Source organism: Spirillospora sp. NPDC046719 (genome assembly GCF_040645715.1).
Classification (GTDB): Bacteria; Actinomycetota; Actinomycetes; order Streptosporangiales; family Streptosporangiaceae; genus Spirillospora.
Genome location: NZ_JBEYYT010000085.1, coordinates 1 through 25,096, shown reverse-complemented (window position 1 = coordinate 25,096; position 25,096 = coordinate 1). Strand labels below are relative to the sequence as shown.

Genomic DNA, 25,096 nt, shown 5'->3' with positions numbered 1-25,096 from the left:
CCGGGCCCGGGCGGCCGCCCCCCCCCCCCCCCCCCCGGCGGCGCCGCCGAGCGGCCAGGGCGCCGCGGCCGCCCGGGCCCCCCCCCCCCCCCGGGGCCGGGTCACGCCGCTGTCGCGACCGCCGTGCCGAGGTGCCGGGTGAGGAACGGGGCCGGGTCCTCGAACGCCGGGACCCCGCCGTGCCCGCCCAGGTTGGCGTGCATCGTCTTCTCCTTCGAGCCGAAGGCGTCGAACAGCCCGAGCGCGGCCTGCCGGTCGACGTGCTCGTCGTCCCACTGGAGCATGAACAGGACCGGGACGGTGACCCGCCGGGCCGCTTCGAGCAGGGCGTCGTACACGACGAACCCGCCGCCGAAGATCGCGGCGGTGATCCTCGGGTCGGCCGCCGTCAGCGGTACCCCGATGGCGGTGCCGAGCGTGATGCCGCCGCCGTAGGCGACCGGCGCGTCGGCGCCGATCTCCGGCAGGTCCTGGAGGGCGTCCAGCGTCGCCCGCCATTCCGGGACGGCCTGCTCGGCCAGCGACGCGCCGTACCGGGCGCTGACCGGGCCGATCGGGTCGCCCGCCGCCATCGCCTGCCGGAGCTCCGCGCGGGCCCGCTCGTCCTCCGCCGTGCGCGGCCGGTCGCCGTGCCCGGGCGCGTCGATGGCGGCGACGGTGTGACCGCAGGTGGTGGCGAGGTGGCGGGCGCGGGCCGCGAGGGCGGGGGTCTTCTTGTGCAGGCCGCCGCCGTGGCCCATGAGCACCAGCGGTGCGTGGGCGGGGCCGGAGGCGGGGGACCAGAGGACGCCGGTGACGTCGCCGAGGGTGAAGTCGCGTTCGACGACGCCGTTCGACGTGGTCTCCGCGGTGAAACGCAAGGAATTCATGGTGGTGCCTTTCGGGATCGCCTTGGTGGGGCGCTCCCGGCGACACCTGCGTCAGTCGCCGACCGTGAGAGCGAAGGGGAGCACCCACTTCTGAACAGCGTTCATGGGTCTCACCTCCTCGCGCGGTTTCACGGCGTCGCGTACGTTATCAGCTCGCCGCCGTCCCGCCCAATCCCTTTTTCGGGCGGTCTCGCGTTCCCCGCGCTCCCGCTGGCCGGGAACGCCCGCCATGCCGTGCGGCGCGCGCCGTTAGCGTTGCGCGATCCACTCTGAGAGGGGTTCGACATGGCGGACGACGCAGGGCACCGTTCCCTGGAGCAGCGGGTGGCCGATCTGGAGCGCATCGAGGCGATCAAGGCCCTCAAGCACCGCTACTGGCGCGCGTGCGACGCCAAGGACCCCGTCGCGTTCCGGGAGAGCTTCACCAAGGGGCCCGCGTCGATCGACTACGGCTCGCTCGGCACGTTCACGGACGCGGACGCGCTCACCAGGGTGTTCACCGAGATCGCGCTGCGCGAGGTCGACGGCGGGTACGCGGTGCTCGACATGCACCACGGCTTCCACCCCGTCATCACCGTTCTGGACGACTCCACGGCGACCGGCACCTGGTCCCTGCGCTTCAGGCAGCTGAACCGGGTGGACGGCACCGAGCTGCTCATGGCCGCGGAGTACGACGACGAGTACGTCGTCGAGGACGGGCGCTGGAAGATGGCGAAGTCGCACGTCCGGACGCTGTGGACGATCCTGCGCCCGCTGCCCGAGGGCACCCGCGTGAACCAGGTGATGGGGCGCTGACCCGTTCCCGGCCGGTCGACCGGCCGGGAACGGATCAGGTCACCGCCCGCTCGCGACCGGGCTCGTGGCCAGCGCCCAGAAGCCGGCGTAGCGGCCGCCGCGCCGCAGCAGCTCGTCGTGGGCGCCCTCCTCCACGATGCGGCCGCCGTCCAGGAAGACGACGCGGTCCGCGCGCCGTACGGTCCGCATCCGGTGCGCCACCATCACCACCGTCCGGCCCGCCACCAGGCGTTCGATGCCGTCGTGGACGGCCGCCTCGTTCACCGGGTCCAGCGCGGAGGTCACCTCGTCGAGCAGCACGATGGGCGCGTCCTTGAGCAGCGCCCGCGCGATGGAGACGCGCTGGCGCTCACCGCCCGACAGCAGCTCGCCGCCCTCGCCGACGTTCGCCGCCCAGCCGCCGGGCAGCCGCCCGACCACCTCGTCCAGCCGCGCCGCGCTCGCCGCCGCCCGCACCTCCGCGTCGCTCGCGCCCGGGCGGCCGAGCCGGACGTTCTCCTCGATCGTGCCGTCGAAGAGGTGGACGTCCTGGAAGACGACGGCGATCCGCGCCATCAGCGCCTCGGCGCCGATGTCCCGGACGTCCGCGCCGCCGACCCGGACCGACCCGCCGTCCACGTCGGAGAACCGCGCGAGCAGATGCAGCAGGGTGCTCTTGCCCGCCCCCGACGGGCCGACCACGGCGAGCCGCCCTCCCTCCGGCACGGACAGCGACACGTCGTCGAGCACCGTCCGGTCGCCGTGCCGGAACGTGACGGACGCGAACTCCAGGCCGCCGTGCTCCGGCCGGACGGGTTCGCGGGGCTCCGGCAGCGGCTCGGTGCTCAGCACCTCGTCGAGCCGGGCCAGCTGTGCGCGCGCGCCGCGCAGCCGGCCGCCGAGCTCCGACAGCGACAGCAGCGGGTCGGCGCAGCGGGCGGCGAGCACCAGGATCGCCAGGACGTCGGCGGCGCCGATGTGCCCGCCGAGCGCGAGGTAGGAGCCCAGTGCCAGGAGCACGGTGAACACCGCCTGCACCGTCAGCGTCAAGCCGAGGATTCCGGGCAGCGCCGACAGCGTGGAGCGGCGGGACGCGCGCTGGAGCCCGCGGAGCGCGTCGTCGAGCATCCGGAAGCGTTCGGCGGTCCGGCCGCCGGCCCGCAGCACCGGCTGGGCCCGCAGGTATTCGACGACCCGCGCCGCGGCCTCGTGGTCGCGGTCGGCGCGCTCGGCGTCGGCGGCGGCCATCGCGCGCCCCGCCAGGACCTGGACCGCCGCGACGAGCGGCGCCGCGAGCAGCGCGGCCAGGCCCATCCGCCAGTCGAAGCCGACCATCACGGCGACGATCGTCAGCGGCGTCACGCAGGCGGACACGAGCGGCGCCAGCAGGTGCGCGATCACGCTCATCGCCTGCATGAGCCCGCGCCCCGCGAGGACGGACACCTCCCCGACGCGGCGCGGGCCGTACCAGCCGACGGGCAGCCGGGCCAGGTGGTCGCCGAGCCGGTAGTACATCCCGCGCAGCAGCGTGGTCCCGACGCGGAACCCGGACAGGTCGCTGACGTACCGCAGCGCCCCGTACACCGCGACCGCGGCCCCGAACGCGATCAGCCACGGCCGGGCGTCTCCGGGCGCGCCCCCGAGGAGCTTCCGGAGGACGGGCACCAGCAGCGCGTAGGACAGGCCCTCGACCACCGCGGCCGCCGTCATCAGGGCCACGGTGCGGCGCACCGGACGGGCATACTCGGCCCCCAGCACCCGGAACAGCATCGAGATCATCACAGGTCGTCTCCTCGCGGTGCGCCGGGGCGGGGCGCGGCCTCGCCGCCGGCCGCCGACAGGTGGGACCGCCAGAACGCGGCGAACCGCCCGTCCCGCGCCAGCAGCTCGGCGGGCGCGCCGCGCTCGGCGATCGCCCCGTCCTCCAGCATCACGACGGCGTCGGCGTCGGCGATCGTCTCCAGCCGGTGGGCGATGACGAGGACCGTCCGGTCGCCGCCCGGTGACGTCAGCGCCCGCCGCACTGCCAGTTCGGTCTGCGGGTCGGCGAACGCGGTCGCCTCGTCGAGCACCAGGACGGGCGTGTCGGCGAGCAGCGCGCGGGCGATCGAGATCCGCTGCGCCTCGCCGCCCGACAGGCCGGCCTCCTCGCCGAGCACCGTGTCGTAACCGCGCGGCAGCTCCAGGACGCGGTCGTGGACGTTCGCCCGCCGGGCGGCGCGGACGATGTCGTCCATGGCCGCGTCCGGCACCGCGAGCGCGATGTTGTCCGCGACCGACGCGCGCAGCAGGCGGACGTCCTGGAAGACGAAGGAGACCGTCCGGTAGAGGTCCCGTCCGGCGAGGTCCCGCAGGTCGACGCCACCCAGCATGACCGAGCCCCGGGTCGGGTCGAAGAACCGCGGCAGCAGCCGCACCAGCGTCGACTTCCCGCCGCCCGACGGCCCGACGACCGCGGTGACCGTGCCCGGTTCCAGCACCAGGTCGATCCCGCGCAGCACCTCGCGGTCGGGACCGTAACCGAAGTGGACGTCCCGCAGCTCCACCCGGTGCCCGCGCGGCGCGACCGGGACCGCGGGCTCGGGCAGCGGCGGCACCGCGAGCACCTCCCGGATCCGCCCGACCGCGCGCCGCGCGCCCTGCAGGTCGTCGAAGCCGTGGAAGAGCGCCGCGACCGGAGCCGTCAGCCCCAGCCCGAGCAGCAGGAAGGGCAGCAGGTCGACCGGGGCCATGCCGCCGCGGTCGATCAGCACGGCGCCGCCGGTCAGCACGGCCAGCAGCACGAACGGCGGCGACAGCACCAGCTGTATGGCGGCGGCGGCCCCGGCGAGCGCGCGCACCATGCGGAAGAAGGCGGTGACGAACGCGTCCACGGCCTCGACGAACCGCCGGAGCGCGCGCTCGCCTCCGCCGAACGCCTTAACGACCGCGATCCCCTGGACGAACTCGACGACGGAGCTCGCGATCCGGCCCATCGCCGCGTCGAACTCCCGCTGCTCGCGCAGCCGGCCCGGCGTCATCATCAGCGGCACCAGCGCCACCGCCAGCAGCACCGGGACCAGCGTGATCAGCGTGAGGCGCCAGTCGACGGCGAACAGGTAGACCAGCGACACCAGCGGCACCACGAACGCGGTGACGAGCTCGCCGGGGGTGTGCGCGATGAACGGGTGCACGGCGCTGACATCGTCGCCGACGAGCTTCGCCAGCTCGCCGGTCCGGCGGCCGGACAGCCAGCCGATCGGGACGCGGCCCAGCCGCGCCGCCAGCCGCCGCCGGAACGCCAGCTGCACCCGGCCGTCGAGCAGGTGCCCGATCCCGGAGGACGCGGCCGTGCACAGCAGCCGGACCAGCAACCCGGCCGCGCCCGCGACCACGGCCGTCCAGACGCGGCCGTGGTCGGCCGGGCCGGGCGCCAGCAGGGCGCGGCCAACCTCGGCGACCGCCAGGAGCGGCGCCAGGCCGGCCACGGCGCCGACCACCTGCAGGGCGACGAGCGCCGCGAAGCTCCGGACGTGCGGGCGCAGCAGCCCGCCCGGCGCGTCGTCCGCCGCGGAGCCGGCGGAGGAGGCCGGCGCGGACCGCCGTTCGGCGAGGCCGGCGGCGGTCATCGGCGCGCCTCCACCCGGCTGCCCTGCGGCAGGGTGACGGCCATGATGCTGCTGGGCACGTCCAGCGCGATGCGGTGCCACCGCCCGCGCGGGACGATCGCGGCGGTCCCGGCCGGCAGCCGGACCTCTTCCTCCTCCTGCCCCGGCTCCTCCGGGCGCAGGTAGAGCCGGATCTTCCCGATGAGGCAGGAGACGACCTCCTCGGCCTCGGGATGGACCTCCCAGTGGCCGCCGTGGACGTCGGCGTCGGTCTTCGCGTGGAAGGCCGTCAGCCGCCAGCCGTCGTGGCCGGAGCACACCGTCCTTTTCTCGGCGTGGATCGTGCCGCCCTGGCGGAGGTGGAGAAGGGACGCGAAGAGGTCGATCGGGGCGAGGGGCATGCCGGGCCGTCCTTCCTGCGGAGAGCGAGCCTGCGGAGAGCGAGCGGATGAGGGGGTGCGGAGGGGCCGGTCAGTCCGCGGCGGCGACCGGCTCGCGGTCGCCGGTCCGTCCGGCCGGTACGGGCGGGCCGCTCCGCCGCAGCACCGTGAGGGCGATGACGACGGCGCCGAGCAGGAGCGCCGCGCCGATGGTGAAGCCGAACGCGTACCCGTCGCTGAGCGAGGCGGGCGTGACGGTGTCGCCGGTGCGGTCGTGCGCCGCGGTGCCGAGGGCGGCCAGTCCGAGCGAGGCGCCGAGCTGGCGGACGCTGTTGAGCAGGCCGGACGCGGCGCCGGCCTCGTGGGGCGCCACGCCGGTGGTGGCGGTGGAGACGAGCGGCGCGAGGCAGAGCCCGAACCCGACGCTGGCGACGATGGACGGGCCCAGCACGTCGGTGAGGAAGGAGCCGTCGGCGCCGATCCGGCCGAACCAGGCGAACCCCGCCGCGGTCATGAGGCCGCCGGCGACCAGCAGGGTGCGGGCGGGGAGGCGGTAGCCGAGCTTGACGGCGAGGAACGAGCCGACGATCACCCCGAGCGCGAACGGCACGAACTCGAGCCCGGTCAGCGCCGGTTCCGTCCCCAGGACGCGCTGCAGGTAGAGGGAGACGAAGTAGAAGGACGACGACAGGGCCGCGCCGGTCAGCAGGTTGTAGGCGTTCGCGCCGGCGACCGAGCGGTTCGCCAGCAGCCCGAGCCGGATCAGCGGCTCGCGGGCGGTGGACCGCTCGACGAGGACGAACGCGACGAGCAGCGCGACCGCGGCCGCCAGCGTCGTCACGGTGGCCGCCGAGGTCCAGGCGTGCCGGTCGGTGCGGACGACGCCGAACACCAGCAGGGTCACGCCCGCCGTGGCCAGGACCGCGCCGAGGACGTCGGGGCGGCCGCCGCGCTCCCGGGGCGGATCGGCGGCGACGCCCCGCCAGGCCATGGCCAGCGCGGCCGCGGCCATGGGCACGTTCACGAACATCACCCAGCGCCAGCCGGCGTACTCGGTGAGCAGGCCGCCGATAAGCACGCCGAACGCGCCCCCGGCGGCGTTCATCGCGCTCCAGATCCCGAAGGCGCGGACGCGGGCCCGCCCGGCGGGGAACGTCGCGGTCAGCAGGGCCAGCGCGGCCGGCGCCAGCGCGGCGGCCCCGACGCCCTGGGCGACGCGGGCGGCGACCAGATGGCCGGGTTCCTGCGCGAGGCCGCCGAGGAGCGACGCGAGGCCGAACAGGCCGAGCCCGAGCCGCAGCACCCGCTTGCGGCCGTACCGGTCGGCGGCCTTGCCGCCCAGCAGGAGCAGCCCCCCGAACGAGAGGGCGTAGGCGTGGATCACCCAGGTCACGCCGACCGCGCCGAACCCGAGGCCGGACGCGATCCGCGGGAGCCCGACGTTCACGACGGACAGGTCCAGCGACACCATGAACTGCACGACGGCCACCGCCGCGAGCGTGAGCCCGGGCCGGGCGGCCGGCTCGGCGCCCGCCCGTCCGCGGGCCGATTTCCGGATCGTGTACATGCCGGAAATGGTGCTGTTCGCACTGGTCGGCGGTCATCGTGCGGGGGAAGACACCTTCGCCCGGCACCCCGGGAGTACGCCCGGCCGGACTACGACGCCGGGAGTAGTCCGGGATTGCTCCCTCCAGCGGAGGACGCCGGAGAAAAGGGCCCATAACCTACGTGAATGAGGTTCTTGGACGCGAGGCGGCCGCTCGCCGAGGACGGCCTGCTCGCCGCGGCGATGGCCGTCCTGCTGACGGTCGTCATGCTCTACTCGCCGCGCGCGGGCGCGCTGGATCTCGCGGCCGGCATCGCCGGTTCGCTCGCGCTCGTCGCGTGGCGCCGGGCGCCGCTGGCGGCGCTCGCCCTCAGCGCGGCGTTCATGCTCGTGGTCGCGGGCCGCACGCAGCCGGGCCCGGCGGCGGCCTATCCCGTCATGGTGGCGGTGTTCGGCGCGGTCAGGGCCGGCCACCGGGTGGCCGCGGCGCTGGTGAGCCTGGCGTTCCTGGGCATCGCGGTGGCGGTGAACCTGCCCGGCGCCGACGGGACCGGGGAGAACCTCCAGAGCGTCGCGCTGCTGGTCGGCTGGTTCGTCGCGGCCGGCGTCGCGGCGACCGTCACCCGGCACCGGCAGGCGTACCTGGAGGAGGCCGAGCAGCGGGCCGCCGAGGCCGAGCGCACCCGGGAGGAGGCGGCCCGCCGCCGCGCGGGGGAGGAGCGGCTCCGCATCGCCCGGGAGCTGCACGACTCCCTCACCCACAGCATCTCCGTCATCAAGGTCCAGGCGGGGGTGGCCGTCCACCTGGCGCACCGGCGCGGCGAGGAGGTCCCTCCGGCGCTGGTGGCCATCCAGGAGGCCAGCGGCGACGCCATGCGCGAGCTGCGCGCCACCCTGGAGGTCCTGCGCGACTCCGGCGACTCCGACGACGGCGACGGATCCGGGGGCGGTGCCGCGGCCTCCGGCCTCGACCGCCTCGGCGACCTGGTCGACCGGGCCCGCTCCGCCGGCCTGGACGCCACGGTCACGGTCTCCGGCGCCCGCCGCGACCTGCCCGCCGAGGTGGACCGGGCCGCGTACCGGATCGTCCAGGAGGCGCTCACCAACGTCTCCCGGCACGCGGGCGGCGCGGCCGCCGCGGTGTGCGTCGACTACGCGGACGGCGCGCTGGTCGTGCAGGTCGAGGACGACGGCAAGGCCGATCCGGACGCGCCGCCGGTGCCCGGCAAGGGGCTGCTCGGCATGCGCGAGCGCGTCGCGGCGCTCGGCGGCCGGCTCCGCGCCGAGCCCCGCGCCGAGGGCGGCTTCATCGTGCGCGCCGAGCTGCCTCTGGAGGGAGCGGCGTGATCCGCGTGCTGCTCATGGACGACCAGGCGCTGATCCGCGGCGGCTTCCGCGCCCTGCTGGAGATCGAGGACGACATCGAGGTGGTCGCCGAGGCCGCGAACGGCGAGCAGGGCGTCGCGCTCGCCCGCGAGCACCGGCCCGACGTCGCCCTCGTCGACATCCAGATGCCGGTGATGGACGGCATCGAGGCGACCCGGCTGATCGCCGCCGACGAGCGGCTGAGCGGCGTCCACGTCGTCATCCTCACCAACTACGGCCTCGACGAGTACGTCTTCAACGCGCTCCGCGCCGGCGCCTGCGGCTTCATGGTCAAGGACACCGAGCCCGCCGACCTGCTGCAGGGCGTGCGGGTCGCGGCCCGCGGCGACGCGCTGCTGTCGCCCGCGATCACCCGCCGGCTGATCGCCGAGTACGTCGCGCGCCGCCCCGAGCCCGCGCCGCAGGCGCTGGACGTGCTGACCAACCGGGAGCGGGAGGTCACCGCGCTGGTGGCGCGGGGCCTGTCCAACGACGAGATCGCCGCCCGCATGGTGATCAGCCCGACCACCGCGAAGACGCACGTCAGCAGGGCGATGACGAAGCTGCGGGCCAGGGACCGCGCCCAGCTCGTGGTCTTCGCCTACGAGTCCGGCCTCGTCACGCCCCGCCGCGTGTGACGGGCGCCCGCGCCTGACGGGCGCCGCGCCCGCGGTCACCAGGGGATCGGGCCCTCCTCGCCGAAGAAGCCGCCGGTCGTCCCGTCCTCGCCGGCCGTGGCCAGCCGGACCACGACCGCCGCGCCCTGCTCCACGGTGAGGAAGCCGGTGTGGTCGTTGCTGTCCGTGGCCACGAAGCCGGGCGCGACGGCGTTGACGAGCACGCCGTCCTTGCGCAGCTCGTTGGCGTACTGCACGGTCAGCGCGTTCAGCGCGCTCTTGGACGGCGAGTACGCCGCCGACGGCAGCAGCGACGCCATGGGGCCGTCCGGGTCGCTGAAGATCGTCAGCGAGGCGGCGTGGCTGCTGACGTTGACGACGCGCGGCTCCGGCGACCGCCGCAGCAGCGGCAGCATCGCGTTGGTCACCGCGATCACGCCGAACACGTTGGTCTCGAACACCCTGCGGACCATGTCGAGGTCGACGGTGCTCGGGACCTGGTCGTGGGCGTCCGCGGGCGCGACCCGCCCGGAGCCGCTGATGCCGGCGTTGTTGACCAGCACGTCGAGGCGGCCGAAGCGCTCCTCGACCAGCTTGGCCGCCTCCCGGACGGAGGCCGCGTCGGTGACGTCCAGGGCGACCGCGTGCACGTCGCCGCCCACCTCGCGGAGCGCCGCGGCGGCCTCCTCACCGCGGCGCGGGTCCCTGGCTCCGATCAGGACCGTCATGCCCGCCGCGGCGAGCTGCGCGGCGACTCCGCGCCCGATCCCCTTGTTCGCCCCCGTGACCAGCGCGACCTTGCGCTGTTCGGCCTGCTCGCTCATGTCCCCGCTCCTCGTCGTGGAAAGGGTGCGCCCGTCTCGGCACCCGTTGTCGGACCCGAGACGACACAGCCCGCCCGCCTGTGACACGCGGGGCGGAGGAACCGGGATCAGTGCTTGTGCGCCTCTTCGATGGACGCCCCCGCCAGCCGTGCCGCGAGCGCGTCGGCGAAGTTGGGGCACTCGAAGACGTTGTCGTGCGGGCAGGACAGGCCGTGGGCGATCGCGCCGCGCGCCGCCTGCATCCGGGCGATCTGCCGGTCCAGCTCGGCGAGCTTGTCCCGTTGCAGCTCCCGCCAGTCGCCTCCCGACGTGCGGGCCCTGACGAGCGCCTTGATCTCGCGCAACGTGAAGCCGACGTCGCGCAGGAGCAGGATGAGCCCGACGTGCTCCACCGCGAACGGCGGGTAGCGCCGCTGCCCCGACACCCGGGCCGGTTCGGGCAGCAGCCCGTACTCCTCCCAGTAGCGCAGAGCGGACGTGGCTACCCCGGTACGGTCCGCCACCTCGCCGATCGTCAGCCGCTCGTCCGCCATGGTGGCCTCAAGCGTAGTTCAAGGGGCCGCCACGTGATCAGGATGACGGGATCGCGGTCCCGCCTCCTTGCCGCAGGCCCGTCCGAGCCGGCCGCGATTCCCGCTCTGACCAGGTGTTCTTCGGGAATGCCCGGCTCGCGAGGGGGTATCGCGAGCGAATGGGCAGTGAACGCAGAGACGCTCTCCGCTTCGCCGACGACGTGACCGCCGAGCGGGACGCCGTCGCGGCGGAGTTCGGCGCGGCCGTCAACATGACGCCCAAGGAACTCGAGGAGTGGCTGGACACCGACGAGTCGAGGTCCGTCGGCCAGAGGAAGGACGGCGGCGAGGCGGCGGGCCACGCGTCCGGGCGCCGGATCGTCCGGCTGATGCGCACGAAGAGGGCGGACCTGTCCGACGACGACTACGCGCACATGACCAAGGTGGTCGGCTACGTCCACCGGCACCTCGCCCAGCGCCCGCGCGGCGACGTCCGGGACACCCGGTGGCGCTACTCCCTGATGAACTGGGGCCACGACCCCCTGAAATAGGCGTCCCCGGCCGTCATGGCGCGCCCCGCCGCGAGGTCACGACGCGGCCTGGGCGCGGAGCCCGCGGACGAACAGGTCCAGGTGCCGGCGGGCGAGGGCCTGGTTCTCCTCGGGCGACAGCGGACCCGGGAGCGGGCGGGCGATGCGGACGGCCATCATGCCGATGTCGGCGAACGTGACGCCGTCCGGCAGGCTCCCGTCCGCGTGCGCCGCGGCGACGAGGCCCTCCAGGAGCCGGAGGCTCTCCGCCCGCAGCGGCGCGAGTTCGGGATCGTTCTCGAGATCGACCCGGCCGAGCAGCGCCGGCAGCACCGCGGAGACGCGCAGCTCCAGCGTCCGGCGCAGGTACCGGGCCAGCGCCTCGAACGGGTCGGGCTCCCGCTCGCACGCGTCCCGGGCGGCCTCCAGGGTGCCGGTCAGCGCGTCGAGGGCGACGGCGTGCAGCAGCGTGCCGCGGTCGGGGAAGCGGCGGTAGAGCGTGCCGCTGCCGACCTCCGCCCGGCGGGCGACGTCGTCGAGTGGGACGTCCGGACCGCGCTCGACGATCATGTCCCGCGCGGCCGCCAGGATCCGCTCCAGGTTGCGCCGCGCGTCGGCGCGCATCGGCCTGGCCATCGTCCACCTCCTCGCGTCGCAGGGACACGGTAGCAGCACAACCGGGGAAACTTTCCCCGCTTCGATGCCTGCGCTGCCTGCGGCCGCCTACGGGCGCCGGCACCTCCCGTCGGCCCTCGACCCGAGGGCATGTCAAGGGCGGTGACGCTCGCGGCGGTGCCCGCGAGCGGGACTACGGCGTCAGCACGACCTTCCCGGCGACGGTCCCGGACTCGGCGAGCCGCATCGCGTCGGCGACGCGGGCGAGCGGCAGCTCCGCCGCGATCCGGGGCGTGACGTCACCGCGCTGGAGCGCGGCGAAGACCTCGGTGAGGTCGGCGCGCAGCCGGGCCCGGAACCGGTCCTTGGACAGCGCCCGTCCCGCCCAGGCGTTGAAGAAGTAGGCGCGGCGCCCGTTGGGCAGGGCGTTCCACATCCAGACGCGTCCGAGCAGCTTGAAGACGGGCCACTGCTTGGAGCCCTCGTCGTCGCGGGTGGAGGCGCTGCCGTAGGACACGAGGGTGCCGCCGGGGGCGAGGAGGCGCCACGAGTCGACGATGCCGGCGCCGCCGACATGGTCGAACACGGCGTCCACCCCGCCGGGGGCGAGCGCGCGGACCTGCGCGGCGACGTCCCCGGCGCGGTAGTCGACGGGCGCGACGCCCTGCTCGCGGAGCAGGTCGTGGTGGCGTGCGGACGCCGTCCCGATCACCTTCGCGCCCGCGGCCTGGGCGAGCTGGACCAGGACCGAGCCGACGCCGCCGTTGGCGCCGTGCACCAGGACGGTCTGCCCGGCGCGGACGCGCGCCTTGCGGTGCAGCATCTGCCAGGCCGTGATGCCGTTGACGACGAGGGTCTCCGCCTCCGCCGCGCCGATCCCGTCGGGGACCGGCACGGTGTCCGCGGCGTCGAGGAGGACGTGGCTGGCCCAGCCGCCGACCTTGGTCAGCGCCGCGACCCGGGTCCCGATCAGGCCCGGGTCGACGCCGCGTCCCGCGGCCTGCACGGTGCCGACGAGGTCGTAGCCGGGCACGAACGGGAACGCGGGCTGGTCGTAGTAGCGGCCGCGGCGCATCTGCTGCTCGGCGAAGGAGACGCCGGTCGCCTCCATCCGGACCACGACCTGGCCCGGCCCCGGCACGGGGACGTCCCCGTGCCGGATCTGCAGCCCCTCCGGCTCGACCTTGCCCGGCAGCACGACCTCGACGAGCTCTTCGGTGTTCATACGGTCCTCCAGTGCACTCGGATGATGGCTTATCGCTTTCGTTAGAAGTTATAACCGCCAGCTCGTGCGAGTGTCAATAAGGTTCGTGATAGCCTCTAACTAAATCTTCGAGCCGTAGCGACGGACGGGAAGGCGGCGGCGCATGGCGGAGACGGGGACGCGGACCCCGCGCGAGCGGTACCGCACCCAGGTGCGCGCGGAGATCAAGCAGCACGCGTGGGAGCAGATCGCCACGACGGGCGCGTCCGCGCTCTCGCTCAACGCGATCGCCAAGCGGATGGGCATGAGCGGCCCCGCGCTCTACCGCTACTACGCCGGCCGCGACGAACTGATCACCGAGCTCGTCAGGGACGCCTACCGGAGCCTCGCCGACACCCTCCGCTCGGCCGCCGGCGCCGGTGCCGGCCTCGCCGGGCTGGCGCGCACGCTGCGCGCCTGGGCCCTGGAGGACCCCCAGCGGTACCTGCTCATCTACGGGACCCCCGTCCCCGGCTACCACGCGCCGGACGACATCACGAGCATCCCCGCCGAGATCATGGTGCTCCTGCTCGACGCCTGCGCGGCGCTGCCGTCCGGCGGTCCGGAGACGCCGTTCGACGCTCACCTGGCGGACCACCGCGACTGGGCCGGCGACCACCCCGCCCCGCCCGCGGTCCTGCACCGGGCGCTCACCTTCTGGACCCGGCTGCACGGCGTCCTGTCGCTGGAGCTCGCCGGCCACTTCACCGGGATGGGATTCGACGCCGCGCGGCTCTTCGACGCCGAGGTGGACGCCCTCCTGGCCGCCCGGTGACCGCCTCCGGCGCGCCCGCCCGTGCTTGACCCGCACTCCGTCTTCCTCGGCACGGCGCTCGGGCTGACCGGAAGCGTCCGGTACGCCTTGCGCCGGCCCCGAACCGGCCCAGCTCACCGAGCATCTTCTGACGCCGACGACGGCCAGGCGTCTTAAGCGAGGGTGTCGAGCAGGCGGGCCAGGGGGACGGCGAGGTCCGACCGGCCGGCTGCGGCGGTGTGCTCGCGGAGGCGGTCGAGGCAGTGCAGGTAGAGCGGCAGGAGTTCCCGCCGGAGCAGCTCGGCGGCCGCCGTGGCGTCGTCGATCCCGCCGGCCCGCCAGCGTCCGGCCGCGGCGACCAGGCTGCTCGACGGCTGCGGTGGGGCGGTGTACCAGCGCGCGGCGTCGTCATTGCGGCCGAGCAGCCCGGTGGCGGCGGTGTAGACGAACCGGACGGGGAACAGCACGGCCTTGGTGGCGGCGCGGGCGCCCTCGGCGGCGAGGCCCTCCGGGTGCCTGAGCATGTGCACGTAGGCGGGGTCGGCGAACTTGTTCGCGGCGAAGGCGGCGCTGTCGAGGAGAAGTTCGTCCCGTCCGGGCCGCGCGCAACCGGAACGGCGGTCGGCGCCGTACAACAGGATGCCTGAGTCAAGGAGGTCGAGCCGGTCGGTCGCGGGGAACCGGCCGGCGTCGGTGCCGTCCGCCAGGTTCTCCCAGTCGCTCCAGAAGAGGGAGAGGCGCGACGCGAGGGCGTGGTGAGGGGTGCCCGCGTACCGCTGGATCGTGTCGCGGCGGACGGTGTCGACGGCCGTCGCGGCGGCGGCGTCGGCGCGGTCGACGACGAGGGCCACGTCCACGTCGCTGACCAGGGGGGCGAACCCGCCGTGCGCCAGGCTGCCGATGGCGAAGGCCGCCACGAGCCGCTCGTCCAGACGCGCCGCGGCCTCGGCGAGCGCGGCCTGGACGACTTCCCGGCCGGTGGGATCGGACAGGGCGGGGGGAGGGGGAGGGTGCTTCATGCTCTCAATGGTGGCCGTGCAGGGCGGCGTGGTGGTCGGTCCCGTCCGTGCCGTCGGGATCGGCGTGGACGGTGGCGGCCCGCAATCGCGGCAGGCCGTGGATCAGGCGGTGCTCCGCCTCCACCGCCACCGCGTGCGCCTGCACGAGCGACAGGTCCGGGTCGAGCACGATGTCGGTCTCGGCGCGCAGCGTGTGGCCGACCCAGCGCAGCCGGACGCCGCCGACGCGCCGCACCCCGTCCACCCGGGCCAGGATCCGCTCGGCGGCGGTGACCAGTTCCGGGTCCACGGCGTCCATCAGCCGGTGGTAGACCTCCCTGATCGCGTCGCGCAGCACGAAGCAGATGGCCAGGGTGATGAGCAGCCCGACGACCGGGTCGGCGACGGGATGGCCGAGGGCGGATCCGGCGGCGCCGGCCAGCACGGCGAGCGAGGTGAAGCCGTCGGTCCGCGCGTGCAGGCCGTCGGCGACCAGGGCGGCGGAGCCGATCTCGCGGCCGACCCTGATGCGGTACCGGGCCACCCATTCGTTGCCGAGGAACCCGACGACGGCGGCGGTCGCGACCCAGCCGAGCGCCCGGACGTCCTGCGGGGCGATCAGGCGGCGGAACGCCTCGTAACCGGCGAGGGCGGCGGAGGCGGCGATGACCACGACGATCACCAGCCCGGCCAGGTCCTCGGCGCGGCCGTACCCGTAGGTGAAGCGGCGCGTCGCGGCGCGCCGGCCGAGCAGGAACGCGATGCCGAGCGGCACGGCCGTCAGCGCGTCCGCGACGTTGTGCAGGGTGTCGCCGAGGAGCGCCACCGACCCCGAGAGCACCACGATCGCCGCCTGGACGGCCGCGGTGGCGGCCAGCACCGCGAGGGACAGTCCGAGCACGCGCAGCCCTCGGCCGCTGGTCTCCAACGCCTCGTCGGTCTTGTCGGCGGAGTCGTGGCCGTGCGGGGCGAGCAGGTGCTTGGCCCGGGCGAGAAACGACGCGGCCGTCCCGTGCCCGTGCCCATGACCGTGTCCGTGACCGTGCTCATGCCCGTGACCGTGTCCATGCCCGTGACCGTGTCCATGCCCGTGACCGTGTCCATGCCCGTGGCCGGGCGAGGGTTCGGGGCCGGTGGGATCCGACATGGGCCTCCTCGGTTGCGAGCGAGCCGTGCGGCCAGTATATGTAGTCAGGTATGCACGCGGCTACATTGCAGGTGCGAGGTCCATGCGACAGCATCCTTCGAGCGCTCAGATCGAGGCGGCCACGGCCGCGTTCCGGATGCTCGCCGACCCGACCCGGCTGCGGCTGATGTGGCTCCTCACCTCCGGCGAGTACGACGTCACGTCGCTCGCCGACCTCCTGGAGACGTCCCGGCCGCTCGTCTCCCAGCACCTGGCCAAGCTCCGGATGACCGGGCTGGTGCACACCCGCCGCGAGGGCCGCAGGGTCCTGTACCGGGCCCGCGACACCCACGTGCGGACGCTGATCACCGAGGCGTTCTCCCACGCCGGCCACGAGGTGACGGGCCGGCCGCGGCACGACGACTGACCCGGAGCCCGGCCGGGGCCGCGCCGGTCAGGGGCGGTAGGCGGGGAGGACGGCGCGGGGGACGGGCCCCTTGTTGCGCCGGCCGCTCTGGGACTCCTCCCAGGCGTGGGCGAGGATCCCGACGCTCCGGCTGAGCACGAACAGGCCGCGCGCCAGCGGCGCGGGGAACCCGAGCTCGGCGTAGATGACGGCGGTGGCCCCGTCGATGTTCATCGGCACGGGCCTGGCGCGGCCCTCGGCGAGGCGGGCCTCGATCGCCTTGCCGGCCCGCAGGTGGCGGCCGGGGACGACGCCGTCCCGCACGGCGTCCTCGACCAGGGCGAGCAGCGGGTCGCGGCGGGGGTCGCGGGGGTGGAAGCGGTGGCCGAAGCCCGGCACGTAGCGGGGCCCGTCCGCGACGGCCTGGTCGGCGGCCGTGCGCAGGTCGAGCCCGGCGTCCTCGCGCCGGAGGACGTCGTCCAGCAGCCGGACGCACTGCTCGCCCGCCCCGCCGTGCGCGTCGCCGAGGGTGTTGACGGCGCTGGCGACCGCGTTGTTCAGGCCGACGCCGCAGGTGGCGGCCATCCGGGCGATGGCGATGGACGGCGCCTGGGGCCCGTGGTCGACGGAGGCGACGAGCGCCGCGTCGAGGAGGGCGGCCTGGCGGGGCGCCGGGAGGTCGCCGCGCAGCATCAGCCAGATCATGGACGTGAGGCCGGTCGTCCCGATGAGGTCCTGGACGGGGCGGCCGCGCAGCTCGATGACGCCGGGTTCCATCCGGGAGACGGCGGTCGCCCACCAGTCCGCGACGGCGCCGGTCGGGTCGATCTCGGTCACGGGAGCCTCCTGCGCTGGACGGTCGGTCATGGGGTGACGGCGTTCTCGGCCCGGCCGTTCCAGCGGTCCGCGAGGGCGTCGCGTTCGGCGTTCTGGTCGCCCAGCAGCGGTGGGGGCCCGGTGGGCCGCAGGGGCTCGCCGTCGTGCAGGACGCCGCCGCCGGAGACCTTGAGGACCCGTCCGGAGCCGTCCGGGAAGGGCAGTTCGGTGAAGAAGCCGCGGTGTTCGAGCTGGTCGAGGCCGACGGCCTGGGGGACGGTCACGACGCGGGCGGCCGGGACGCCGGCGGGGGCGAGGATCCGCTCCCACTCTTCGGCGGTGCGGCGGCGCAGCGCGCGGTTGAGCTCGCCGGTCAGCTCGTCGCGGTGCCGCTTGCGCCGCTCCCGGTCGGCGAAGCGCGGATCGTCGAGGAGGTCGCGGCGGTCGAGGAGGCCGCACAGCGTCTCGAACTGCCGCTGCCGGTTCGCGGCGATGTTGAGCGGGCCGTCGGCCGCCTCGAAGGTGCCGGACGGGGCGGCGGTGGCGTTCTGGGTGCCCATCGGCTCCGGCGCGACGCCGCTGACCAGGTAGTTGGAGACGGCCCAGCCCATCGCCGAGACGGCCGACTCCAGCATGGAGACGTCGAGGAACGTTCCCGTCCCGGTGCGGGCGCGGCCCGCGAGGGCGGCGGAGATGTGCAGCGCGGCGGTGAGCCCGCCGACGGTGTCGCAGACGGGGAAGCCGATCCGGAGCGGGGCGGTCTCCTCGGTGCCGGTGATGCTCATCATGCCGGAGAGCCCCTGGATGATCTGGTCGTAGGCGGGGGCCTGGCTCATGGGGCCGCTCTGGCCGAAGCCGGAGATGGCGCAGTAGACCAGCCGGGGGTTCAGCTCGCGCAGCCGCGGCCAGCCGAATCCGAGCCGGGCGAGGACGCCGGCGCGGAAGTTCTCCAGCAGCACGTCGGCGCCGCGGACCAGGTCCTCGAAGGCGGCGCGGTCTTCGGCGTCCTTGAGGTCCAGCTCGACGGACTTCTTGCCCGCGTTCTGCGCCAGGAACGAGGCGCCGAGCCCGGACCGGTTCAACTCGGCGTCGGGGCCGAGGTGCCGGGCGAGGTCGCCCTGCCCCGGCACCTCGATCTTGACGACCTCGGCGCCGAGCAGCATCAGCTGGTAGCTGCAGTACGGGCCGGCGAGGACGTTGGTCAGGTCGAGGACGCGTACACCGCTGAGCGGTCGCTCTGACATGCGCTTTGCTCCTTCAGGTCACGCCGTGGGTCCGGCCGCGGGTCAGCGCGCGGGGCTGAGCGGGTGGTCGAAGCCGCGCTCCGACATCTCCGCGGCCACCTGGCGCAGGTCCGCGGCGTACTGCTCGACGACGTCGTCGGGGAAGCGGACGGTGGGGCCGCTGAGGGACAGCGCGGCGACGACGGTCCCGGACCGGCCGAGGACGGGCACGGCGACGGCGGACAGGCCGTCCTCGCGCTCCCCGTGGCTGACGGCCCAGCCGCGGTGCGCCGCCTCGTCGATCCACTCGCGCAGCCGTTTGACGTGGCCCTCACCGTAGGGCGAGCTGACGGCGACGCGCCGGAGGAGGGAGTCGGGCGCGTCGCGGAGGAGGGCCTTGGACGAGGCGCCGGCCCAGAGGGGGAGTTCGTCCCCGACGTGCACGACGTGGCGGAGCGGCTGCGGGCTCTCCTGCTGGGCGACGCAGACGCGGTAGATGTCGCGGAGCATGTAGAGGTTGACGGTCTCGCGGCGGCGGGCGCCGAGGTCGCGCATGTACCGGCGGGTCTCCGGGGGCAGCTCCCAGCTGCTGCGCGCGAGGTGGGCCCAGCGCCAGAGGCCGGGGCCGGGGAGGTAGCCGTTGGGCGCCGCCCACAGCAGGCCGTTCTGCTCCAGCGTCTGGACCAGCCGGATGACCGTGGTCTTCGCCAGCCCGGTCGCCTCGACGATCTCGCGGATCGAGATCACCGGGCGCTCCTCGCTGAGCAGGGACAGGATCTCGACGGCGCGCTGGACGCTGCGGACGCCCTGGGAATCGGCGGGCTGGGAGTCGGCGGCCGGCTCGGCGCCGGGCTTCTTGGCTGGGCTCACTGGTCCTCGATCTCCCCGATGTCGGCGGTAGTGTCCGGGAAACCCGGCGTGCTGCGCTCGGCCGCGGATGGAGAGCGGGAGCCGGCGCGGGGCCGTGCCCGGTGCGGCCGGGGACGGCTCGTACGTTACACGGAGTCCACACAGTGGTCTAGTTGGACCATCAGTCGGTATCAGTCGGCGGTATCGGGAACTTTCCGGCGCACTCTTCCCCCGGTGAGCCACGTCACCTATAACTAACTCACTGGTTCGAACATTAGGTGCCGACCCGGGAGGTGGCTGAGCCGTGCGACCGGCCGTCCCGCCGTATTTCCGGCCCCAACTTTCTCGCCGCCGACCCTTGTCAGCGCGCGGCGCCGACCCGTACGTTGGCTCGAAGTCCACATGATGGCACTAATGGTCCGCTTGGTGGATCTGGAGGAACGGATGCTGGAAGCGCTGCTCGCGGCCGCGGCCGAGGGCGAACCGGTGCAGGCCGCGGCGCTGGTCGCCGGCCGGTGGGAGTCGGCGGGTCCGCAGGGCGAACGCGTCGGACCGTTCGTGCGCAGGCCCGTCAGCCGGGCCCCGGCCGCCGGCCCGGACGACGTCGAGAAGGTCCGCGCCCCAGCCCGCGCCTTCGCCCGGACGGTCGCGCGGCTCGCGCCGGCCTCGCGGGCCGAGGTGCTGGAGAGGGCCTCGCGCGCCGCCGCCGAGCACCGCGACGGCCTTGCCCGGCTGCTCGCCCTTGAACTGGGCAAGCCCCTCAAGGACGGGCGCGGCGAGATCGACCGGGTCGCCGACACGTTCGCGGTGTGCGCCGCCGAGGCGCGGCAGATCGGCGGCGACACGCTCCCCGTGGCGGGCTGGGCGCGCGGCACGGGCAACACCGCCTTCACCTACCGGGCACCCGCGGGCGTGGCCCTGGCCATCACCCCGTTCAACGCGCCCGCGAACCTGCTCGCGCACAAGCTGGGCGCCTCGTTCGCGGCGGGCAACACCACGATCGTCAAGGCGCCGCCGCAGGCGCCCGCCGTCTCCACGGCGATCGTGGCGCTGCTGGTCGAGGCCGGGATGCCGTACGAGGCCGTCCAGTTGCTGCACGGCGACGGCTCCGTCGGCGCCGCGCTGTGCGCGGCCGACGAGGTCGCCGTCATCAGCTTCACCGGCAGCGCCGCGACCGGGAACGCGGTCGCCCGCGCGGCCGGGGCCAAGCGCCTCGTCCTGGAACTGGGCGGCAACGCCGCGACGATCGTGTGCGAGGACGCCGACATCGCCGAAGCCGCTCGCGTGTGCGCGCGCACCGGTTACAGCAACTCCGGCCAGAGTTGCATCTCGGTCCAGCGCGTGTACGTCCAGCGTTCCCGCTTCGAGGAGTTCCTCGAAGCGTTCACCGGCCAGGTGAAGGCGCTGACCGTCGGCGACCCGCTCGACCCCGGCACCGACGTCGGCTCGATGGTCGACGAGGACGCCGCCGAACGCGTCGTGCGGTGGACGGCGGAGGCCGCCGAGGCCGGCGCCCGCGTGCTCCTCGGCGGCGAGCGCGACGGCGCCACCGCGCTGCCCACGGTCGTGGCCGACCCGCCCGCGACCGCCTCGGTCGTCCGGCACGAGGTCTTCGGCGCGCTCGTCGCCGTGCTCCCGTTCGACGGCCTGGAGCAGGTGATCGAGGAGTGCAACGAGAGCCGGTACGGGCTCCAGGCCGGCCTGTTCACCCGCGACATGGACCGGATCATCACCGCGTGGCGGGACCTGGAGGTCGGCGGGCTCGTCGTCAACGGGTCGTCCAACTTCCGGCTCGACCACGTGCCGTTCGGCGGCGTCAAGGACTCCGGCTTCGGACGGGAGTCGCCCCGCTGCATGATCGACGACTACACCGTGGTCAAGACCATGATGCTGCGCGGGACCTCGCTGTGGGGCGCGGCGTGAGGGCGGTCGTCCTCACCGCGCCGGACGAGGTGGCCGTCGTGGACGACCGGCCCGAGCCGTCCTGCGGGCCGCGGGACGTCGTCGTCGCCGTCCACGGGGTCGGGCTCTGCGGCTCCGACCTGGCCGTCGTCTCCGGCCACCGCCCGGTGCCCGCGCTGCCGTGGGTGCTCGGGCACGAGGCGTTCGGCGTCGTCGCCGCCGCCGGCGAGGAGGTCGCCGACCGGTTCCCCGGGCAGCGCGTCGTCGTCGAACCGAACTACCCGTGCCTGGCCTGCCCGTCGTGCCACGCCGGCGCCACGGCGGGCTGCCCGAACCGCCGGGCGGCCGGCATCACCGACCCGGGGCTGCTCGCCGAGCGCGTCGCGGTCCCCGCCCGCTTCACCTGGCCCGTCCCCGACTCCTGGGACGACGCCGACGCGGTGTGCGTCGAGCCGTTCACGGTCGCGCTCAACGCCGTCCGGATGAGCGGCCTCGCCGCCGGCGACAGGTGCCTCGTCGTCGGCGCCGGCTCCCAAGGGCTGCTGGTCACCCTGGCCGTGGCGCACACCGGAGGAGTCCCCTTCATCGTCGAGCCGCACGAGGGGCGCCGCGCGCTGGCCCTCGAACTCGGCGCGCGGGACGCCGCCGAGGACGCCTCCGGAACCGCCTACCCCGCCGTGATCGAGACGTCCGGCGCGCCCGAGGCGTTCGAGGAGGCGCTGGAGCGCACCGCACCCGGCGGCACCCTCATCGCCGTCGGGCAGAGCGCCCGCCCCGCCCGGCTCTCCACCTTCTCCCTCGTCCAGCGGCGCCTGACCGTGCGCGGCTGCCTCATCTACGACCACCCCGCCGACTTCCCCCGCACCCTCGCGACGCTCGCCGGGCACGACCTGCGCCCCGGCCGGATCCTGCGCGAGCGCTTCGACCTCGCGGACGCGCCGAAGGCGTTCGCGCGGGCGGCGGAGACCGCCGGCAAGACCTGGATCAGCATGCCCCGAGGGGGGACGGCCCCCCGCGCCCCCCGGGCCGACTCCGTCGGCACCTCCGTCACCCGAACCGAGGAGACCCCCTCATGACCGTGGACGTCCACCCCCAGAGCGACCCCGCCGTGGCGGTGTCCGCGGCGGAGGCGCTCGTCCGGCAGCTCGAGCGCTACGGCGTCGAGTACGTCTTCGGGACCTGCGGCCACACCAACATCGCCCTGCTGGACGCGCTGGGCCGCAGCCCGATCGAGTTCGTCATCGCGCGGCACGAGCAGGCCGCCGCGCACGCCGCCGACGGCTACGCCCGCGCGTCCGGGCGGCCGGGCGTGCTGCTCGTGCACGTCGGGCCCGGCATGATGAACGCCGTCACCGGCGTGGCGACCGCCGCGCTCGACTCCGTCCCGCTCGTCACCATCGCCGGGGACGTCCCGTCCTACTACCGGGGCAGGCACCCGCACCAGGAGGTCAACCTCCACAACGACGCCGACCAGACCGCGATCTACCGGCCGTTCGTCAAGCGCGCCTGGCACGTCCACCGCGCCGAGGACCTCGGGCGGTTCACCGAGCGGGCGTTCTGGACCGCCACCACCGGACGGCCCGGCGCGGTGCTGCTCAACGTCCCGATGGACCTGTTCTCCCGGCCGGTCGCCCCCGCGGACCACCCGCTGCCCGCGCACCAGGCCGTCCCCGGCCTGCCGGACGCGACGGCGGAGCGGATCGCGGCGCGCCTCGCCGAGGCCGAGCGTCCGCTGATCTACCTCGGCGGCGGGCTGCGCGGCGCCGCGGGCCGCCGCGCGCTGCTCTCGCTCGCCGAGCACCTCGACATCCCGATCGTCCACTCGCTGATGGGCAAGGGCGCCGTCCCCGACGACCACCCGCTGCTGCTCGGCATGCCGGGCTTCTGGGGGCTGGAGACCACCAACGACTACGCCCGCGAGGCCGACGTCGTCCTCGCCCTGGCCACGCGGTTCGCGGAGACCGACGCCAGCTCGTGGGACGACCGCTACACCTGGAACCTCGGCGGCCCGGGCGCCCCGGCGACCTCCGGACGGCTCATCCAGATCGACATCGACGCCGCCGAGATCGGCCGCAACTACCCGGTGGAGATCGGCGCCGTCGCTGACGTCACCCTCGCCGTCCAGGCCGTCGCCGAAGCGGTGCGGGCCGTCCACCCCGAGCCTGTCGACCGGCCCGGACTGCGCGAACGGATCCGCGCCGCGCGCACCGACCTGTTCGAGCGGAGCCGCGAGCGCGGCCGCTCCGGCGACTTCCCGCTCCGGCCCGAACGCATCCTCGCCGACCTCCGCGAGGCGCTGCCCGCCGACGCGGTGCTGGTCACCGACGTCGGCTGGAACAAGAACGGTGTCGCCCAGTGCTACGAGCTGCCCGCCGAGGGCCGCTTCATCACGCCCGGCGGCGCGTCCACCATGGGCTTCGGCCCGGCGGCGGCGGTCGGCGTGCAGATCGGCGCGCCCGGCCGCGTCGTCGTCGCGCTCGTCGGCGACGGCGGCATGAGCGCGCAGCTGCCCGCCGTCCCCATGGCCGTCGAGCAGGGCCTGCCGGTGATCTTCGTGGTGATGAACAACCGCGCCCACGGCACGATCGCCGACCTGCAGGCCGCGAACTTCGGCGCGAGCTACGGCTGCGAGTTCCGCGACCCCGACGGCCGCCCCTACAGCCCCGACTTCGCCGCCTACGCCGAGGCGTGCGGAGCCGACGGGCACCGGATCACCGCACCCGACGCCCTCCTGCCCGCCCTGCGCGCGGCCGTCGCCGCGCGCCGCCCGGCCGTCCTGGACGTGCCGATGGTCAACGAGCCCGTGCCCACACCCGGGCACTGGAACATCAACGACATCTACCAGGGTGTCTTCCCCGGCGACAGCGGCCACCCCTCGCTGCCCGCCTCCTGAGCCGGCCTCCGAGCCCACCCCGCACCCACCCCCCGACATCTCCACCCACCGAGGTGAATCCATGCGCACCACCCCCCGACTCCGTGTCTCCGCCCTGGCCGCCGGAGTCCTCGCCGCGGGCCTGACCGCGGCGTGCGGCGCCCCCGGTGAGTCGAAGGACTCCGGCTCCGGCGGCAGCGGCCCCATCAAGATCGCCGTGGTCGACGCGCAGAGCGGCCAGCTCAGCTCGCTCGGCAAGTGGGAGTACAAGGGCGCCAAGCTCGCCGTCGACGAATGGAACAAGGCCGGCGGCATCGACGGCCGCACCATCAAGCTGGACGTCTTCGACGACCAGGGCGACCCGACCGTCGGCACCAACATCGCCCGCAAGATCGGCAGCCAGCACTACATCGCGATGATCGGCACCGCCGAGAGCGCCGTCACCATCGCGATGGCGCCCACCCTGCGCCAGGAGGAGATCCCGAACATCGCCTCGGGCCAGTCCAACGGGATGGTCGCGCTCAAGAGCCCGTTCCTGTTCCTCAACGGGCCCACGTCCACCACCTACGACGAGACGCTCGCCAAGTACGTCGTGGACGGCAAGAAGATGAAGAAGATCGCGATGATCAGCAACAACGGCTCCTACGGGAAGGGGGAGCACGACGCGTTCCTCAAGGCGCTGACCGACCGCGGCGTCAAGCCCGTCGCCGACGAGGTCGTCACCACCGACCAGAAGGACTTCAGCGCCCAGCTCACCAAGATCCGGCAGAGGTCGCCGGAGGTGGTCTTCGTCGGCTCCGAGGAGGTCGAGTCCGGGCTCATCGTCAAGCAGGCCCGCGACCTCGGCATCGACGCGCCGTTCGCCGGCGCCGCCCCGCAGGGCACCCCCGTCTACCGCGACACCGCGGGCGTGAAGAACGTCGAGGGGACCATCGTCAGCTCGCCCTACCTCAGCAACGACGTCAGCGACGCGTCCAAGAAGTTCGCCGCCGCCTACAAGGCCGCCTACGGCGAGGACGCCGAACTGCACGGGGCCAAGGCCTACGACGGAACCTCGATCCTGCTCACCGCGCTGAAGAACAGCAAGGTCGCGACCGGGAGGAAGCTGGCCGACGCGATCCGCGCCGTGCAGTACCAGGGGCTGCTCGGCGACTTCCGCTACGACGAGACCGGCGTCGGCATCAAGGCGACCTCCATCGGGATCATGAAGAACGGGACGGTCGTCAAGGCCGACGGCTGACGGCGGACCACCCGGACGACCGAGGGCGGCCGGGCCCGCGGGCCCGGC

The 25,096-nt window shown here is 74.6% G+C and carries 24 protein-coding genes; 10 read left to right on the top strand and 14 right to left on the bottom strand.

Going from position 1 to position 25,096, the window contains the following annotated elements; genetic code table 11:
• Positions 1-101: 101 nt before the first annotated feature.
• Positions 102-869, bottom strand: coding sequence for an alpha/beta hydrolase family protein (locus ABZ914_RS17115; RefSeq protein ID WP_500193888.1), 768 nt, complete (start codon positions 867-869; stop codon positions 102-104).
• Positions 870-1,154: 285 nt separating this feature from the next.
• Between ABZ914_RS17115 and ABZ914_RS17110 the strand changes: the two genes are divergently transcribed.
• Positions 1,155-1,664, top strand: a complete 510-nt coding sequence (locus ABZ914_RS17110) for a nuclear transport factor 2 family protein (RefSeq protein ID WP_500193886.1) — start codon at positions 1,155-1,157, stop codon at positions 1,662-1,664.
• Between the two features lie 39 nt (positions 1,665-1,703).
• On the opposite strand, the gene ABZ914_RS17105 is transcribed toward ABZ914_RS17110, so the two are convergent.
• From ABZ914_RS17105 to ABZ914_RS17090, 4 genes are all read right to left on the bottom strand, one after another.
• On the bottom strand, positions 1,704-3,422 hold the full coding sequence (locus ABZ914_RS17105; protein ID WP_500193884.1) for an ABC transporter ATP-binding protein: 1,719 nt from the start codon (positions 3,420-3,422) through the stop codon (positions 1,704-1,706).
• Positions 3,422-5,251: an ABC transporter ATP-binding protein gene (locus ABZ914_RS17100; protein WP_500193881.1), complete on the bottom strand. Its 1,830-nt coding sequence runs from the start codon at positions 5,249-5,251 to the stop codon at positions 3,422-3,424. The genes ABZ914_RS17105 and ABZ914_RS17100 overlap by 1 nt, the downstream gene beginning before the upstream one ends.
• The gene (locus ABZ914_RS17095; RefSeq protein WP_500193879.1) at positions 5,248-5,631 is read right to left on the bottom strand and encodes a cupin; all 384 of its coding nucleotides are present in this window, start codon (positions 5,629-5,631) and stop codon (positions 5,248-5,250) included. Before ABZ914_RS17095 ends, ABZ914_RS17100 begins: the two co-directional genes overlap by 4 nt.
• Positions 5,632-5,701: 70 nt before the next feature.
• Positions 5,702-7,177: an MFS transporter gene (locus tag ABZ914_RS17090; protein WP_500193877.1), complete on the bottom strand. Its 1,476-nt coding sequence runs from the start codon at positions 7,175-7,177 to the stop codon at positions 5,702-5,704.
• A gap of 165 nt (positions 7,178-7,342) precedes the next feature.
• Between ABZ914_RS17090 and ABZ914_RS17085 the strand changes: the two genes are divergently transcribed.
• Positions 7,343-8,503: a sensor histidine kinase gene (locus tag ABZ914_RS17085; protein WP_500193875.1), complete on the top strand. Its 1,161-nt coding sequence runs from the start codon at positions 7,343-7,345 to the stop codon at positions 8,501-8,503.
• The gene (locus ABZ914_RS17080) at positions 8,500-9,159 is read left to right on the top strand and encodes a response regulator (protein ID WP_190851476.1); all 660 of its coding nucleotides are present in this window, start codon (positions 8,500-8,502) and stop codon (positions 9,157-9,159) included. The genes ABZ914_RS17085 and ABZ914_RS17080 overlap by 4 nt, the downstream gene beginning before the upstream one ends.
• Before the next feature lie 35 nt (positions 9,160-9,194).
• Here the strand turns inward: ABZ914_RS17080 and ABZ914_RS17075 are convergent, their stop codons facing one another.
• Positions 9,195-9,962 carry an SDR family oxidoreductase gene (locus tag ABZ914_RS17075; RefSeq protein ID WP_500193873.1) on the bottom strand — a complete coding sequence of 256 codons (768 nt, stop codon included), beginning with the start codon at positions 9,960-9,962 and terminating at the stop codon, positions 9,195-9,197.
• 107 nt (positions 9,963-10,069) lie between these two features.
• Positions 10,070-10,495: a MerR family transcriptional regulator gene (locus ABZ914_RS17070; RefSeq protein ID WP_500193872.1), complete on the bottom strand. Its 426-nt coding sequence runs from the start codon at positions 10,493-10,495 to the stop codon at positions 10,070-10,072.
• Positions 10,496-10,653: 158 nt separating this feature from the next.
• Between ABZ914_RS17070 and ABZ914_RS17065 the strand changes: the two genes are divergently transcribed.
• Positions 10,654-11,025, top strand: coding sequence for a DUF3140 domain-containing protein (locus ABZ914_RS17065; RefSeq protein WP_500193870.1), 372 nt, complete (start codon positions 10,654-10,656; stop codon positions 11,023-11,025).
• Positions 11,026-11,061: 36 nt separating this feature from the next.
• Here the strand turns inward: ABZ914_RS17065 and ABZ914_RS17060 are convergent, their stop codons facing one another.
• Both ABZ914_RS17060 and ABZ914_RS17055 read right to left on the bottom strand, forming a co-directional pair.
• Positions 11,062-11,640 carry a TetR/AcrR family transcriptional regulator gene (locus ABZ914_RS17060; RefSeq protein WP_500193868.1) on the bottom strand — a complete coding sequence of 193 codons (579 nt, stop codon included), beginning with the start codon at positions 11,638-11,640 and terminating at the stop codon, positions 11,062-11,064.
• Between the two features lie 172 nt (positions 11,641-11,812).
• Positions 11,813-12,844 (bottom strand): medium chain dehydrogenase/reductase family protein, encoded by a 1,032-nt coding sequence (locus tag ABZ914_RS17055; protein WP_500193867.1) that lies wholly within the window; start codon positions 12,842-12,844, stop codon positions 11,813-11,815.
• Positions 12,845-12,986: 142 nt separating this feature from the next.
• On the opposite strand from ABZ914_RS17055, the gene ABZ914_RS17050 reads away from it, so the two are divergent.
• Complete coding sequence (locus tag ABZ914_RS17050; RefSeq protein WP_500193865.1) at positions 12,987-13,637, top strand: TetR/AcrR family transcriptional regulator; 651 nt, start codon at positions 12,987-12,989, stop codon at positions 13,635-13,637.
• A gap of 152 nt (positions 13,638-13,789) precedes the next feature.
• On the opposite strand, the gene ABZ914_RS17045 is transcribed toward ABZ914_RS17050, so the two are convergent.
• Together ABZ914_RS17045 and ABZ914_RS17040 are read right to left on the bottom strand one after the other, a co-directional pair.
• A complete protein-coding gene (locus tag ABZ914_RS17045; protein WP_500193864.1) occupies positions 13,790-14,635 on the bottom strand; it encodes a hypothetical protein in 846 nt (281 codons plus the stop codon).
• A 4-nt stretch (positions 14,636-14,639) separates the two neighbouring features.
• The gene (locus tag ABZ914_RS17040; RefSeq protein WP_500193862.1) at positions 14,640-15,761 is read right to left on the bottom strand and encodes a cation diffusion facilitator family transporter; all 1,122 of its coding nucleotides are present in this window, start codon (positions 15,759-15,761) and stop codon (positions 14,640-14,642) included.
• 82 nt (positions 15,762-15,843) lie between these two features.
• Here ABZ914_RS17040 and ABZ914_RS17035 point away from each other — a divergent pair, with 82 nt between their 5' ends.
• A complete protein-coding gene (locus tag ABZ914_RS17035) occupies positions 15,844-16,167 on the top strand; it encodes an ArsR/SmtB family transcription factor (RefSeq protein ID WP_500193861.1) in 324 nt (107 codons plus the stop codon).
• 27 nt (positions 16,168-16,194) lie between these two features.
• Here ABZ914_RS17035 and ABZ914_RS17030 read toward each other — a convergent pair whose 3' ends face one another.
• The 3 genes from ABZ914_RS17030 to ABZ914_RS17020 are packed head-to-tail and all read right to left on the bottom strand — an operon-like array spanning position 16,195 to position 19,055.
• Positions 16,195-16,983, bottom strand: coding sequence for a citryl-CoA lyase (locus ABZ914_RS17030; RefSeq protein ID WP_500193859.1), 789 nt, complete (start codon positions 16,981-16,983; stop codon positions 16,195-16,197).
• A gap of 26 nt (positions 16,984-17,009) precedes the next feature.
• The gene (locus tag ABZ914_RS17025) at positions 17,010-18,206 is read right to left on the bottom strand and encodes a CaiB/BaiF CoA transferase family protein (protein ID WP_500193858.1); all 1,197 of its coding nucleotides are present in this window, start codon (positions 18,204-18,206) and stop codon (positions 17,010-17,012) included.
• A gap of 42 nt (positions 18,207-18,248) precedes the next feature.
• Positions 18,249-19,055: an IclR family transcriptional regulator domain-containing protein gene (locus ABZ914_RS17020; RefSeq protein WP_190851504.1), complete on the bottom strand. Its 807-nt coding sequence runs from the start codon at positions 19,053-19,055 to the stop codon at positions 18,249-18,251.
• 393 nt (positions 19,056-19,448) lie between these two features.
• Here ABZ914_RS17020 and ABZ914_RS17015 point away from each other — a divergent pair, with 393 nt between their 5' ends.
• The 4 genes from ABZ914_RS17015 to ABZ914_RS17000 all read left to right on the top strand — a co-directional run bounded on the left by ABZ914_RS17015 (position 19,449) and on the right by ABZ914_RS17000 (position 25,048).
• Positions 19,449-20,957 carry an aldehyde dehydrogenase family protein gene (locus tag ABZ914_RS17015; protein ID WP_433137277.1) on the top strand — a complete coding sequence of 503 codons (1,509 nt, stop codon included), beginning with the start codon at positions 19,449-19,451 and terminating at the stop codon, positions 20,955-20,957.
• Positions 20,954-22,012 (top strand): zinc-dependent alcohol dehydrogenase, encoded by a 1,059-nt coding sequence (locus ABZ914_RS17010; RefSeq protein WP_500193855.1) that lies wholly within the window; start codon positions 20,954-20,956, stop codon positions 22,010-22,012. The genes ABZ914_RS17015 and ABZ914_RS17010 overlap by 4 nt, the downstream gene beginning before the upstream one ends.
• Positions 22,009-23,829, top strand: a complete 1,821-nt coding sequence (locus tag ABZ914_RS17005; protein ID WP_500193851.1) for a thiamine pyrophosphate-binding protein — start codon at positions 22,009-22,011, stop codon at positions 23,827-23,829. The genes ABZ914_RS17010 and ABZ914_RS17005 overlap by 4 nt, the downstream gene beginning before the upstream one ends.
• A 61-nt stretch (positions 23,830-23,890) precedes the next feature.
• On the top strand, positions 23,891-25,048 hold the full coding sequence (locus tag ABZ914_RS17000) for an ABC transporter substrate-binding protein (protein ID WP_500193850.1): 1,158 nt from the start codon (positions 23,891-23,893) through the stop codon (positions 25,046-25,048).
• Positions 25,049-25,096: the final 48 nt, after the last annotated feature.